Genomic DNA, 13,520 nt, shown 5'->3' with positions numbered 1-13,520 from the left:
CACGCTCCGCAACGTCGGACCGGCGTCACTGCCCGCACTCGCACTTGCCCGGTGACCACTCGGAAGGCGTAAGGTGCCCGCCGGACCCAACCCGGAGGGAGGCAGCGAATGGACGCGCATCAGGGCCTGCACATCGAGACCCATCCCCGAGAAGGAGACCCGCTGCTCCGCGCCCGGCGGCCCGACCCGTGCGCGCTGGTGTTGTTCGGCGCCACCGGAGACCTGGCCCAGCGCAAGCTGTTCCCGGCCCTCTTCGAGTTGGCGAGAGACCACCTGCTGCCGGAGAACTTCGCCGTCGTCGCCTTCAGCCGCTCCGAAGGAGACAGCGAGGCCTTCCGCGAGCATGTGAAGGCGTCCCTGCTGAAGTTCGCCCGCACCCAGCCCCTGGACGAGGCCGTCTGGAAGGACTTCGCCCCGCGCCTGGAGCTCATCTCCGGCGGCTATGACGACCCGAAGTCCTTCGTGCGCCTGCGCGAGGAGCTCGACCGGGTCGCCCAGAGGTTCGGCACCCAGGGCAACCAGTTCTATTACCTGGCCACCCCGGCCTCCACCTTCCCCCAAATCCTCCTCGGCCTGTCGGAGTCGGGGCTGCTGAAGCGCCAGGAACAGGCCGACCAGCGCCCGTGGCAGCGGCTCATCATCGAGAAGCCCTTCGGCCACGATTTGGAGAGCGCCCGCGCGCTCAACCGCGAGCTGGCGGCGGTGCTGGACGAGCGGCAGATCTTCCGCATCGACCACTACCTGGGCAAGGAGACGGTCCAGAACATCCTCGTCTTCCGCTTCGCCAACGCCATCTTCGAGCCGCTGTGGAACCGGCAGAACATCGACCACGTGGAAATCACCGCGGCGGAGACGCTGGGCGTGGAGGGGCGTGGCGGCTTCTACGACGAGACGGGCGTCATCCGGGACATGGTGCAGAACCACCTGCTCCAGGTGCTCGCGCTGTGCGCAATGGAACCGCCGGTATCCTTCGGCGCCGAGGACATCCGCGACGAGAAGAACAAGGTCATCCGCGCGCTGCGCCCGATGGAGGGCCGCGAGGTGTCCCGCGCGGTGGTGGCGGGCCAGTACGAGGGCTACCTCCAGGAGAAGGGCGTGAAGGCCGGCTCGCGCACGCCGACCTACGTCGCCATGAAGATGAACATCGACAACTGGCGCTGGGCGGGCGTGCCCTTCTATCTGCGCGCGGGAAAGAAGCTGAAGCGGCGCGTGACGGAGGTGTCCATCCACTTCAAGTCGGTGCCCATCAGCCTCTTCTCCGGGGAAGGCGCCACCTGCCAGCGGCTGCAGCCCAACGTGCTCACGCTGCGCATCCAGCCCCAGGAAGGCATCGCGCTCTCCTTCGAATCCAAGGTGCCTGGCGAGGACGTCAACATCGCGGGCGTCACCATGGACTTCAACTACCAGGAGACCTTCCAGCGGCCGGTCCCCGAGGCCTACGAGCGCCTGCTGCTGGACTGCATGCGCGGCAACGCCACCCTCTACGCGCGGCAGGACAGCGTGGAGCAGGCGTGGACCTTCGTGACGCCCATCCTCCAAGCCCTGGAGTCCGGCGAGGGCGGACCGGCGCACGGCTACACCGGTGGCAGCGCGGGCCCGGATGCCGCGGCCGCGCTGCTGGCCCGGGATGGCCGCCGGTGGACCGGACTGTGAGCGCCGCGCGCACGCACGTCGTTCCCACCGAGTCCCTGCCCCGGGAGGCCGCGGTGTGGATGGCGCGCGCGCTCCAGGACACGCTCGCCACCCAGCGTCGCGTCAGCCTGGCCCTGTCGGGCGGCAGCACGCCGGGGCCCGCGTACCGGGCGCTGGCGGCGCAGGTGCTTCCCTGGGAGCGCGTGGACGTCTACTTCGTGGACGAGCGCTTCGTGCCGCCCGACCACGCGGACAGCAACTACCGGATGGTAGAGGACACGCTGCTGCGTCCTCTTCGACTGTCGCCGTCACAGGTGTTCCGCATGGAGGGTGAGCGCGAGGACCGGGACGCCGCCGCGAAGGACTACGCGGCGAAGCTGCCTGCCGTCCTGGACGTGGTGCTGCTTGGCATGGGAGAGGACGGGCACACGGCCAGCCTCTTCCCCGGCCACCCCGCGCTGGAGGAATCCGAGCAGCGCGTCCTGGCGGTGGTGGGGCCCAAGCCGCCGCCCTGGCGGATGACGTTGACGCTGCCGATATTGCGGTCCGCGCGGCACGTGCTGACCCTCGTATCAGGGGCGGGCAAGCAGGACACGGTGCGCCGGGCGCTGGCGGGGGACCTGAGCCTCCCCGCCGCCCGGGTGACGAATTCGGAGTGGATGCTGGACCCCGCCGCCGCCGGGCGGTGAGGGCTCCCAGTCGCGAACCTTCCAGGAGGAATCAACGATGAGTGAGGCAGCGGGCGCGCAGTTCGGCGTGGCGGGAATGGGCGTCATGGGGGCGAGCCTCGCCCTCAACATCGCGGACCACGGCTTCCGAGTGGCCGTGTGGGACAGGCATGTGGAGCGCATCGATGAGATGCACCGCAAGCACGGACACCCCGAGGTCTGGGGCACCGAGTCGCTGGAGGCCTTCGTTCAGCGGCTGGAGCGCCCGCGCAAGGTGCTGCTGATGGTGACGGCGGGCGCGGCGGTGGACTCCATGCTGGAGCGCCTGCTGCCGCTGATGGCGGAAGGCGACGTCATCATGGACGCCGGCAACTCGTGGTTCCTGGACACGCGCCGCCGCGAGGAGCAGTGCAAGGCCAAGGGCATCCACTTCCTGGGCGTCGGCGTGTCCGGCGGCGAGGAGGGCGCGCGCAACGGCCCCTCCATCATGCCGGGCGGTGCTCCCGCGGCGTACGAGCTGGTGCGTCCGGTGTTCGAAGCCATCGCCGCGATGACGGACATGGGGCCGTGTGTCACCTACGTGGGGGCGGACGGTGCCGGGCACTTCGTGAAGATGGTGCACAACGGCATCGAGTACGCGGACATGCAGTTGCTCGCGGAGACGTATGACGTGCTGCGCCGCGGGCTCGGGCTGGACGCGGACGCGTTGGCGGACCTGCTGTCCAAGTGGGACCATGGCATCGCCGGCTCGTTCCTGCTGGAGACCACCATCAAGGTGCTGCGCCAGAAGGACCCGGAGACGGGCAAGCCGCTGGTGGACCTGGTGTTGGACAAGGCGGGCCAGAAGGGCACCGGCAAGTGGACGGTGCAGGTGGCGCTGGATTTGGGCGTCCCGATTCCCTCCATCGCCGCGTCACTGGACGCGCGCATCCTGTCCTCCATGAAGGACGAACGCGTGGCCGCCGCGCCGAAGCTGAACGGCCCGGTGGGGCAGCTCAGCAAGGAGGAGCAGGCGCAGCTGGCGGCGTGGACGCATGACGCGCTCTACGCGGCGCGTGTGGTGACGTATGCGCAGGGCATGCGCCTCATCCAGGCGGCGTCCCAGGAGTATCAGTGGAACATCAACCTGGCGGAGCTGGCGCGCATCTGGCGGGGTGGCTGCATCATCCGCGCGAAGCTGCTCACGCCGCTGCGTGAGGCCTTCCTGCAACAGCCGACGCTGCCCAACCTGATGGTGTCCGACTCCTTCGCGCCGGTGCTGGAGCGCATGGCCCCCGCGTGGCGGCAGGTGGTGGGCGTAGCCACGCGCGTGGGCATCCCCGTGCCGGTGTTCAGCTCCTCGCTGGCGTACCTGGACAGCTACCGCACCGCGGAGCTGCCGCAGAACCTCACCCAGGCGCAGCGTGACGCCTTCGGCGCGCACACGTATCAGCGCAAGGACAGACCGGAAGCGGGCTTCGTCCACACGGAGTGGGGCAAGTAGCACGGGGCCGGCTTGACCCGGGCGTTCACCAGGACGCCCGGGCCACAAACACAGCAATTCCTGCTCATGCAATGCCCTGGCGAGCAGGACTTGAAACGATTAGCGCACTGCACCTTTCACAGACATCGAGCATCAGGCATCTTTGAAGCTCTCTTTCCGGAGCCTCGACCATGACGCTGGATGCCGGAGCGAACCTGCTGCATGCGGTACGTGAGTTGGCCCCTGCCCTCTCCGCTCGCAGTGGGGAGATTGAGCAGGCACGGCAGCTCCCCCTGGACGTCATCGCCACGCTGAAGGACATCGGCGTCTACCGGATGCTTGTCCCTCGCAGCCATGGCGGGCTGGAGCTGAATCTTGTCACCGGGCTGGACGTCCTCTCCGAGCTGGCCCGCGCGGACGCCTCCACCGCCTGGACGATGATGATTGCCTCGGAGAGCCCCCAACTCTTCGCCCTCCTCCTCCGCGAGGAGTTCGACGCCGTCTACGCCGCCGGGCCCAATGCCACCGTGGGCGGCGCCTTCAATGCCCAGGGCAAGGCCGTGCAGGTGGACGGCGGCTACCGCGTCACCGGCCACTGGAACTTCGCCACCGGCTGCCGCCAGAGTGAATGGCTGTTCGGCAACTGTGTCGTCCTGGGCCCAGACGGCAAGCCCCGCGCTGGCCCCGCCGAGGGCCTTCCCGAGACGCGCGCCATGCTGCTCCCCGCCAGCGAGGTCCGCATCATCGAGCACTGGGACGTGCTCGGCCTGCGCGGCACCGGCAGCCACGACATCGCCATCGACGCCTTCGTCCCCCAGCAACGCACCTTCGACATCTTCACCGGCCAGCCCTCCGTGCCGGGCGCCAACTTCGTGGTGCCGGTGCTGCACTACGCCATGCACATCGGCGCGGTGGCGGTGGGCATCGCCCAGGGCGCGGTGGACGACCTGCTCACCCTGGCCCGCGCGGGCAAGCGCCGGCTGTATGCGCGCACCTCGCTCGTGGACTCCCCCGTGTTCCGCAACCGGCTGGGCCGCGCGGAGACGGGCGCCCGCGCCGCTCACGACGCCCTCCGCCGCATGGGCGAGGTGTTCTGGGACGCCTGCCAGCAGTCCCCGATGAAGGCCTTCGCCCTCGCGCCGCAGGTGTCCTCCACCCTGACGTGGGCCGTGGAGACAGCCGCCGAGGTCGTGACGGCCTGCTACCACGCGGGCGGCGCCACGTCCGTGCGCGATGGCGCATCACTCCAGCGCCGTTTCCGCGACATCCACACCCTCACCCAGCACGCGGCCGTGGCGGAGGGCTGGTTCACCCAGGAGGGCAGCGCGCTCCTGGGCTTCCCCGTCCTCTTCGAAGCCTGACGGCGCGCCCGCTACGTCCGCGTGGCGCGCAGCTCCGCGCGGCGAATCTTCCCGCTCACCGTCTTGGGCAGCTCGGTGACGAACTCGATTTCACGCGGGTACTTGTAGGGCGCCGTCGTCCGCTTCACGTGCTCCTGCAACGCCTGCGCGAGCGCCGGGGATGCCGTATGCCCCGGCGCCAGCACCACGAAGGCCTTCACCCGCTGGCCAATCTTCTCGTCCGGCACACCGATGACGGCCGACTCCGCCACCGCGTCGTGCTCCAGCAGCGCGGACTCCACCTCGAAGGGCCCCACGCGGTAGCCCGACGTCTTGATGACATCATCCGCGCGTCCCACGAACCAGAAGTAGCCGTCCGCGTCGCGCACGGCCCGATCTCCCGTCACGTACCAGTCGCCACGCCGGCACGCCGCGTTGGCCACGTCGTCCCCGAGATAGCCCTGGAACAACCCCACGGGCCGCTCGGGCGCCACGCGCACCGCGATGTCCCCCTCCTGCCCGTCCGCCACCTCCTGGCCCTGGTCGTCGATGACGCTCACCGTGAAGCCCGGGGACGGCTTGCCCATGGAACCCACGCGCGGCGCCATCGATGGGAACATGCCCACAATCATCACCGTCTCCGTCTGCCCGTATCCCTCATGGATGTGCAGCCCGGTGGCGTCCTTCCACGTGTCGATGACTTCCGGATTGAGCGGCTCGCCCGCGCTCACCGTGTGCCGCAGCGAGGACATGTCGAAGGCCTTCAAGTCCTGGAGCACCAGCGCCCGCCACGCGGTGGGCGGCGCGCAGAAGGTGGTGACCTTTTGCGTCTCCAGCACCTTCAGCAGCTTCGCGGGCTCGAAGCGGCCACGGAAGTCATAGACGACGTTGCACGCGCCCTGGCTCCACGGGCCGAAGAGCTTGCCCCACGCGCACTTGGCCCAGCCGGTGTCGCTGAGCGTCAGGTGCCGGTCCTCCGGCGTCAGGTCCAGCCAGTAGCGGCCGGTAATCACGTGCCCCTGCCCGTAGCTGGCCTGCGTGTGCAGCACCATCTTCGGCATGCCCGTGGTGCCGGACGTGAAGTAGATGAGCAGCGGCGCATCCGCGCGTGTGGGCTCGAAGGCCGCGCCCGCGTCCGCTTCCGCCACACCGGACACGTAGCGCACCCACGGCGACGGCGCGCCCTCGCCCACCGACACCCAGGTGCGGACCTTGCCCGCCGCCCCCACCAGGCCGTCGAAGCGCTCCAGGCAGCTCACGTCCGCAATCACCGCCTGGGCCTCCGCCACCTCCAACCGGTAACGGATGTCCTTCGGCGTGAGCATGGGCGTGCCCGGCATGAAGACGATGCCCGCGCGAATGCAGCCCAGCACCAGGAACCACCACTCCGGCACGCGCGGCATCATGATGAAGACCCGGTCCCCCCGGCGAAGCCCCTGCTCCGTCAGGAAGCGGGACGCGTGCAGCGAGCGCCGCCGCAAGTCCTCCCACGTGAAGCGCCGCTCCTGCCCGGCTTCGTCGGACCACAGCAGGGCCAGCGCCTCCGGGCGCTCGGCGGCGTGCCGGTCGATGACGTCGGCCGCGAAGTTGAAGTGCTCGGGCCGCTCCCAGCGAAAGTCCCGGCGGGTGGCCTCGTAGTCCTTCATGTTCCGAGGGGGTGACAGGGGCATGGCGGCCGACTCCTGGGCGAAAGAAACCAACCGCCAGAGCCTGCCACGACACGCCAGGGGCGTCCTTCACGAGTCCCGCGTTCGCCCGGTGCCAGACACGCGCCTGCACGAAGCCCACAAAAGCAAGAGGCCGGCCCTGTCGCAGGCCGGCCTCCGCGCGACGTCATCCGAAGCGAGCGCTCAGTTGATTTCAGCGCACGGGAAGAGCGTGTTGTAGGCACCACACGTGCGGAGCGTGGCCAGCAGCAGGTGCTCGGCGTTGGCCGCGCGGCCGGACGCCTCCTCGCTCCGGGCCCGCTCACGCTCGGCCAGCAGGTTGAGCCACGGGTCCCTGGAGCCATGGGCATAGCGCTGCAGGGCCTTGAGCGACTCCGCATCCCGGGCGGCCTCGCCCGTGAGGAGCAGCGCGCCGACGTACAGGTCCGTCTCCTGGGAGACGCGCAGCCGCTCCAGCAGACCGGGAACCACCGCCCCCTTCACCAGCCGCGCATAGTCCTCCGCCAGCGGCGCACGCACCTTGAAGTCGCGGGACGCCGCATCCCGGACGTAGTCCTGGAGCACCGTGCCTTCACCCAACTGGTCCAACGCCGCGGCGAGCGGCAACAGCGCGGCCACCGCGTCCGCCGAAGTGGCCGTACGCACCGCTTCATAGAGGGCCGCGCGCGTCACCGCGGGCTGCTGCCGTACCAGGTACGCCGCATCCGCCGTCTTCTCGGTGAGCTGCGTCCACGTCTCCCGCACCAGGCGCTGCCACCGCGCGGCCTCCGCGTCACGCAGCGCGCGCATCTCGTCCGCGCGCTTCTCCGCGGCCACCTTCCAGCCCGCCGCCTGGCCCGGCAGCGACGCGACGTCGCGGAACGACGCCTCCGCCTGCTTCAGCAGGCCCAGTCCCCGCAGCGCCAGCCCCCGGTTCCACAGTGCCTGCGCATGCCGCGGCTCCTGGCGCAGCGCGCCACCGAGCAGGTTCAGCGCCTCTTCCCACCGCTGACCGCTGAGGGCCACCACCGCGCGGTCATTGTCCCGGTCCGCCGAGGCCGGTGCCCGCGCCAGGAAGGACTCCGCCTGCTGCCAGTCCCCGCGCAGCGCATAGGCGGCGGCGATGCCCCGGAAGTCCTGCTGCTCCTCCAGCTCCGCCAGGGGACGCAGCGGCAGCGGGTTCGCGGCGCCGGACGTGCCGCGCATCGGCTCGTAGGGCAGGAAGCGGTCCGCCATCGGGTGGCTGAGCCGCGCCTCCAAGGTCCGCACGTCCGCGCCCGCCAGCCACACGTCGGTGGGGGCCTCCGGCTGCGCCTGGAGACGGAACACACCCACCGCCGCCAGCCCCGCCGCCAACGCCACAGGAACCACCGTGCGGGACATCCGCTGCATCCACGGCCGCAGCGGCGTCACCTTCGCGGGCGGCGGCTCGGCGGCGCTGGCGCTACCACCCAGGGCGCGGGAGGCCAGCAGCTCCAATTGAAGCAGGTCCCTCAGCCCCGCCTCGCATTCAAGACAACGTCCCAGGTGCTGGCGGAAGACCTCCGCGTCGGGAGCGGACAGCTCTCCGTCCACGAAGAGGTGCAGATTGGTGCATGGCGTCGTCATGAGCTCGTGGCCCCCTGCTCCCGGGCTACCGCCACCTGGGGCAGCAGCAGTTCCTTCAAATCCCTACGGGCCAGGGTGAGCCAGCTGCCCACGGTGCCCACGGGAACATTGAAATGCTCGGCGATGGCGTTGTAGCGCTTGCCCTCCGCGTGCAGGCGGTAGGCGTCACGCAGGTGAGGCTTCAGCCGCTCGATGGCCTTCTGGAAGGCGTCGGTGCTCACCAGCTCCCAGTTCTCCTGGGTCTCCTCCGGTGACAGCGCCAAGTCCTGGACCAGCGCCAGGTGTGGCATCCCCCGGGACTCCGTCCGCTGGCGGCGGCAATAGTCCAGGAAGCGGTTCGTCATCGTCGTACACAGCCACGCAGCCGCCGCGGAGTCCGTCCGGTCCTTCAGATGCTCGAACTCCGGCATCGCCCGCTCGAAGGTCTCCTGGACGAGGTCCTCCGGCTCCAGGCTGGAGCGGGCACACAACCGGCGGGCCAGCCCCAGAAGGCTGGGCCGATGCTGACGGATGAACGCTTCGAAGCGCCTCCGTTCCCGGTTGAAGAGGTTGGACATTCAGCCCCACTCACATGCGCGCCTGCGCGTTACCCAGTCAAAGACGCGCAGCGGCCCAATCCTTGAGAAGAAAAAAAGAAGGACCCGGGCAGAAAAATGCCCGGGAGGGTGAAAATCCCCGCCCGGGCCTGGAGATCAGCGGGCCTGGCTGGCGCTCGGATGCTCCGGCCCGGCCAGGGGAGGAACTGCTGGCGACGGCAGCGGGAGCCGCTTGCGCGGAGCGACGCTGGCCGTGTCGCAGTTGACGTAGGTGTTCTTGACGTGGGCTTCACCGGACTCGGAATCCAAGCTACCGGCAATAAGGGATTCGACGGGCGTCATGAGCGCTCGCACCTCGCGATGGGGATGGTCTGAAAGCTAGACATGGATGATACGGCAACACGTACAGTCCTTATCATGACACGCGCCAACCCCGCGCATCTGACGGGGCAACTCGCGACATGGAATTCACGGAGTTCTGAATGAACAGGGAAGATTCGCGCCTGGCATTGGAGTGGCACACCTGGCTGGCGGAGAACCTCGCCCTGGGCGTGAGCGCGGAGGACGCGCAGCGGGTGCTCGTGGATGCGGGCGTGGAGGCTTCGCTGGCGCAGCGGGAGATTGCCGCGGCACAGGCGCACCCCTACGTGGTGGCGGCGCGGCGGATTGGCCGGCGCTACGAGTGGCTGGAGGCGCTGGCGGACCTCTACGCGGAGTTGCACCGCCAGTCCGGCGCGGTGACGCTGGAGAAGCGCCGAGGGGTGAGCCCGGAGGAGTTCTTCACCCGCTACTACTTCGGTCACCAGCCGGTGGTGCTGCAAGGCTTCATGGAGGACTGGCCGGCGATGCGCCGCTGGTCGCTCGCGGACTTCCGGGAGCGCTTCGGGGACGTGGAGGTGGAAATCATGTCCGGGCGCGACACCAACCCGGACCATGCCTCGCAGCCCGACAAACACCGCCAGGTGGTGAAGCTGCGCGACTACGTCCAGCGGGTGGAGACGGGCGGCGAGACGAACGACTTCTACATGGTGCCGCGCAACGAGAACTGGAAGCGCGACGGACTGGCCCGGCTGCGCGAGGACATCCGCGCGCCCGCCGGCATCATCGACCCGGAGCTGCGTCCCGACATGACGACGCTGCTGCTGGGCCCACCGGGCACCGTCACCCCGCTCCACCACGACAACATGAACGTGCTGCTGGGCCAGGTGATGGGCCGCAAGCACGTGCGGCTGGTGCCGTCCTTCCAGCGCCACCTCGTCTACCCGCGCCATGGCACCTTCAGCTCCGTGGACGCGGCGAGCCCGGACGCGGCGCGCTTCCCGCTCTACGGCGAGGCCACCGTCCTGGAGGGCGTGGTGGAGCCGGGCGAACTGCTCTTCCTGCCGGTGGGGTGGTGGCACTGGGTGCGCGCACTGGACGTGAGCGCCACTGTCACGTTCCATCATTTCCAGCTCCCGGGAGGCAACACGCACCTGAGGACTCCGCAGTAGACGGCCGCACCGCGCGGCCGCCTGCACTCAATATGACTCCACGAGGATGACGTGCCGGGTCCACCCGGCACGGCTGTCCCGCTCCAACCAGCGCTGACGCTCGTCCCGCAGCGCCACCGCCGGCGCGGCGCCTTCGCGGATGCGGCGCCGGACCCCATCGAAGAAGCGGCCGGCGGCATCCGGGATGTCCACCGTGGAGGCCAGCACCGCCCGCGCGCCCGCGTCGATGAAGGCCGCGGGCAGGCTGAAGGGCTCGTGGCTGGTGGTGGTGCTCGCCGCGCGGCCGGCGCTGCACGCCGCCAGGAACACCATGGGCGCCCCCGTGAGCTTCTGCTGCCGCACCACGTCCGCGGTGAGCGCGTAGCGGCCGCTCGTCTCCGGGGACAGCACCACCAGCGACGCATCCGAGAGCGCCGGGTCCATGATGCCGTGGGCGTGGATTTCGATTTCGGTGGCGTCCCGCATGTCCGCCAGCACGCGCGCGGGCGTGGCGTCCGAGCCGGACAGCACCTGCAGCGGCACCGCCTCCGGGTCCTGGGAAGGCAGCCACGGAGGAAGCCGCGGCAGTTGGAGCAGCGCGGGCGCATCCACGCTGGAGACGACGAGCCGCCGGGCGTTGGGCGCGGTGCGCGGCTGGGCCGTGCGGCCGAGCCGGAAGCTCCAGGGCACCTCCGGGGGCAACAGGTCCGTGCGGCCGAAGACAGGCGGCCAGGCGAGCACGTCCACGCGCTCGCAGCCACGCAACACCTCACGCAGCCGATCCGGCACCAGCCGCGAGGTGTCCGCGCGGCTGAATGGCCCCTGCCGATCCGTCTCGTAGTGGCCCAGCACCTGGCCTTGCGTCCCGCGCGCCACCAGCACCGTGCGCTCGCCATGCACCGCCGCCGCCAGGGCGCAGCGCCGAGGCACGGGCGTGCCGAGCTGCGCGGCCATCAACTCCAGCGCCTGGGCGTACTCGCCCGCCTTGCCCGCGTCCGTGACGAGCGACGAATAGCTCAGCGCCCAGGCCTCGCGCGCCAGTGAATCTCCCCGAGGCAACGCCTCCGCCTCGGTGATGGTCTGCCGCAGCAGCGCCAGCCCCCGGGCTCTATCGGAATCCAGCAGGAAGCGGCCCTCCACGTAACGGGCATACACCGCGTCGCTGGGCATGGGGTTGCTGTGGTCGGCCCACGTGAGGGCCTGCCGCAGCAACGCCTCGTCCCCAGGCTTCGGCCGGGTGCGCGACAGCTCCGCGAGGTTGACGGCGAACAGCAGGCTCAGCGGCTCCTTCTCGCAGGCGGCGTTCGCGTCCACCTCGCGGCGCGCGTCGTCCATGCGGTTGTCCAGGTAGTACGTGTGGGCCAGGTTCTCCCGGGGCCAGACGCAGTTGTCGTGCCCGCGGGCGGACCACTCCTCCACATAGGCACGCGAGCTGGCGAAGTCCCCGCGTGAGCGGGTGATGGCGGCCAGCGCCTCCAGGGCGGTGAACTCCATGTCCCATTCCCGGAGCTGGCGCGCCCAGGCCCAGGCGGTGCGGGCATGCTGCTCGCCCTCGGTGAGGCGCTGGAGGTCGGCGTAGAGGATGCCCAGGCGCAGCTCCAGGTCCACGCAGCGCGCGGACAGGCCGCCCTCGCGGCAGCGCTGGAGCGCGTTGAAGATGCGCTGCTCGGCCTTCCACCACTGGCCCTCGGCCGTCTCGCGGATGGCCTCCTCACGCTCGATGTAGAGGTTGAACCAGGGGTCGTTCTGGCGCTTCGCCCGCTCCACCACCTGCGAAAACATGCGGCGCGTGGCCCGCGTGTGCTGGGCCGTGCCCAGGAAGAGGTCGTCCTCTCCCGACGCCAGCACCCGCTCCAGCAGCTTGTCCGGCTGGTTCAGCTTGCCGCGCACCAGCGACGCGTACTCGCGCGACAGCACGCCGCGGCGCGTGAAGTTCCGGCCGCTCACCCGCTTGACGTAGTCCGTCAGCGCGGTGCCGCCGTGACCGCGGTCCAGCTCCTGCGCCAGGGGCAGCAGGGCCAGGACGCGCTCCTTCGACGGCGCCGCGCGGACCACTTCATAGAAGGCCTGCCGGACGATGCCAGGGTCCTTGCGGGCCGCCTCCAGCGGAAGAGGTGCCTGAGGGTCATCCACCAGCGCCAGCGTGGCCGCGCGCGCTTCCTTCCACCGGCGGGCGCGCTCCATCGTGGCGTCGCGTTGCTCGCGGGCGTTGGCCTTCGCCTCGCGGCTCCAGCCCGACTCACCCATCAGCGCCACCTGTTCGAAGGTGTCCGCCGCCTTCATCGTGAGCCCCATCGCCTGGAGCACCAGCGCGCGGTTCCACATGGCCTGCGCATGCTTCGGCTGCGCCTTCAGCACGCCGTCCAGCAACCGCAAGGCCTGCTCATGCGAGCCGCGGGCGAGGTACACCGCGGCCAAATCACTGTCGCGGTCCGGAGAGGCGGGCATGCGCTCCAGGAACGAGGCCGCCTGGTTCCACTCGCCCTGAAGGGCATACGCGGAGGCGATACCGGACAGGTCGCCCGCTTCCTCCAGCCGGGCGAGGTCTCGCAGTGGGGTGGGTTCGGGAGTAACGGGGCAGCCGCCCGCCGACATGCGTGGCCGGTAGCGGTCCGCTTCGGGGTGCGTGAGCCGGGCCTCGATGCGTGACGCGGAGCGCCGCTCCGCCCAGAACTGCGCTGATACAGGTGCGCCGCTACCCTTGGAGGGCGTGCGGGCAAGAAGGACGGTCAGCACCAAGACGGGCGTGGCCAGCGCCAGGACCAGGACTTTGTCGTACGCCGGCTTCAACATACTGCCCCCTCGGGCGCCATCCCCCAAGCAGCCGCCCAACTACCGCGTTGTACACCATCCACCGTTCCCCACCGACTTCCGGCGGAGGCCGGGCGACCAGAAACAGACGCCTGGCTCATTGCCACCCGCGGCATTTCTCCCGCTTTTTCCAACCCACCTCCCCTACTGCCCGCCCACGATTCGCCGGGTGGTCAGGCCGTGAACCAGGCGGCCTGACCTGGAGACGGCTTGCGCCGAAAACCTTGAGTGCAGGTCCTCCGCGCATCCCTCCGGAATCACTGCCTCCGGACTGTCCCAAGCCGGCATGACGCCAGGAGCCCGCACGCTGGCTCGCCCCGCACTTGAGACGGCGGGCCCACGCCCGCC

General features: G+C 70.1%; 10 protein-coding genes. 5 read left to right on the top strand and 5 right to left on the bottom strand.

All coding sequences use genetic code 11. The annotated features are described in order from the left end of the window. The first annotated feature begins 108 nt into the window (after positions 1–108). The 4 genes from zwf (at position 109) to BHS09_RS05025 (ending at position 5,123) form a co-directional block, all read left to right on the top strand. Complete coding sequence (gene zwf / locus BHS09_RS05040) at positions 109–1,653, top strand: glucose-6-phosphate dehydrogenase (RefSeq protein WP_140797320.1); 1,545 nt, start codon at positions 109–111, stop codon at positions 1,651–1,653. After that, positions 1,650–2,321 carry a 6-phosphogluconolactonase gene (gene pgl / locus BHS09_RS05035; RefSeq protein ID WP_140800611.1) on the top strand — a complete coding sequence of 224 codons (672 nt, stop codon included), beginning with the start codon at positions 1,650–1,652 and terminating at the stop codon, positions 2,319–2,321. The genes zwf and pgl overlap by 4 nt, the downstream gene beginning before the upstream one ends. A 37-nt stretch (positions 2,322–2,358) precedes the next feature. Beyond that, the gene (gene gndA / locus BHS09_RS05030; protein ID WP_140797319.1) at positions 2,359–3,783 is read left to right on the top strand and encodes an NADP-dependent phosphogluconate dehydrogenase; all 1,425 of its coding nucleotides are present in this window, start codon (positions 2,359–2,361) and stop codon (positions 3,781–3,783) included. Positions 3,784–3,953: 170 nt separating this feature from the next. Further along, positions 3,954–5,123, top strand: coding sequence for an acyl-CoA dehydrogenase family protein (locus BHS09_RS05025; RefSeq protein WP_140797318.1), 1,170 nt, complete (start codon positions 3,954–3,956; stop codon positions 5,121–5,123). Positions 5,124–5,134: 11 nt separating this feature from the next. On the opposite strand, the gene BHS09_RS05020 is transcribed toward BHS09_RS05025, so the two are convergent. The 4 genes from BHS09_RS05020 to BHS09_RS05005 all read right to left on the bottom strand — a co-directional run bounded on the left by BHS09_RS05020 (position 5,135) and on the right by BHS09_RS05005 (position 9,234). Further along, a complete protein-coding gene (locus BHS09_RS05020) occupies positions 5,135–6,772 on the bottom strand; it encodes an acyl-CoA synthetase (protein ID WP_174260492.1) in 1,638 nt (545 codons plus the stop codon). Between the two features lie 180 nt (positions 6,773–6,952). Beyond that, a complete protein-coding gene (locus BHS09_RS05015; protein WP_140797317.1) occupies positions 6,953–8,356 on the bottom strand; it encodes a zf-HC2 domain-containing protein in 1,404 nt (467 codons plus the stop codon). Then, a complete protein-coding gene (locus BHS09_RS05010) occupies positions 8,353–8,913 on the bottom strand; it encodes an RNA polymerase sigma factor (RefSeq protein WP_140787738.1) in 561 nt (186 codons plus the stop codon). The genes BHS09_RS05015 and BHS09_RS05010 overlap by 4 nt, the downstream gene beginning before the upstream one ends. Positions 8,914–9,048: 135 nt before the next feature. Beyond that, positions 9,049–9,234: a hypothetical protein gene (locus BHS09_RS05005; RefSeq protein WP_140797316.1), complete on the bottom strand. Its 186-nt coding sequence runs from the start codon at positions 9,232–9,234 to the stop codon at positions 9,049–9,051. Positions 9,235–9,374: 140 nt separating this feature from the next. Between BHS09_RS05005 and BHS09_RS05000 the strand changes: the two genes are divergently transcribed. Next, positions 9,375–10,382 (top strand): cupin-like domain-containing protein, encoded by a 1,008-nt coding sequence (locus BHS09_RS05000; RefSeq protein ID WP_140787737.1) that lies wholly within the window; start codon positions 9,375–9,377, stop codon positions 10,380–10,382. Positions 10,383–10,409: 27 nt separating this feature from the next. Here the strand turns inward: BHS09_RS05000 and BHS09_RS04995 are convergent, their stop codons facing one another. Then, a complete protein-coding gene (locus tag BHS09_RS04995; protein ID WP_140797315.1) occupies positions 10,410–13,154 on the bottom strand; it encodes a CHAT domain-containing protein in 2,745 nt (914 codons plus the stop codon). Between the last annotated feature and the right edge of the window lie 366 nt (positions 13,155–13,520).

Origin of the sequence: Myxococcus xanthus, from assembly GCF_006402735.1 — a bacterium.
Lineage (GTDB): Bacteria > Myxococcota > Myxococcia > Myxococcales > Myxococcaceae > Myxococcus > Myxococcus xanthus_A.
Note: the sequence above shows the minus strand (reverse complement) of the source record. Positions and strands in the feature narration are given on the sequence as shown.

Bases quoted from the DNA above. Each gene is read 5' to 3' on its own strand.
- zwf (WP_140797320.1), top strand. From the start codon at position 109: ATGGACGCGCATCAGGGCCTGCACATCGAGACCCATCCCCGAGAAGGA.
- gndA (WP_140797319.1), top strand. From the start codon at position 2,359: ATGAGTGAGGCAGCGGGCGCGCAGTTCGGCGTGGCGGGAATGGGCGTC.
- BHS09_RS05025 (WP_140797318.1), top strand. From the start codon at position 3,954: ATGACGCTGGATGCCGGAGCGAACCTGCTGCATGCGGTACGTGAGTTG.
- BHS09_RS05020 (WP_174260492.1), bottom strand. From the start codon at position 6,772: ATGCCCCTGTCACCCCCTCGGAACATGAAGGACTACGAGGCCACCCGC.
- BHS09_RS05015 (WP_140797317.1), bottom strand. From the start codon at position 8,356: ATGACGACGCCATGCACCAATCTGCACCTCTTCGTGGACGGAGAGCTG.
- BHS09_RS05010 (WP_140787738.1), bottom strand. From the start codon at position 8,913: ATGTCCAACCTCTTCAACCGGGAACGGAGGCGCTTCGAAGCGTTCATC.
- BHS09_RS05005 (WP_140797316.1), bottom strand. From the start codon at position 9,234: ATGACGCCCGTCGAATCCCTTATTGCCGGTAGCTTGGATTCCGAGTCC.
- BHS09_RS05000 (WP_140787737.1), top strand. From the start codon at position 9,375: ATGAACAGGGAAGATTCGCGCCTGGCATTGGAGTGGCACACCTGGCTG.
- BHS09_RS04995 (WP_140797315.1), bottom strand. From the start codon at position 13,154: ATGTTGAAGCCGGCGTACGACAAAGTCCTGGTCCTGGCGCTGGCCACG.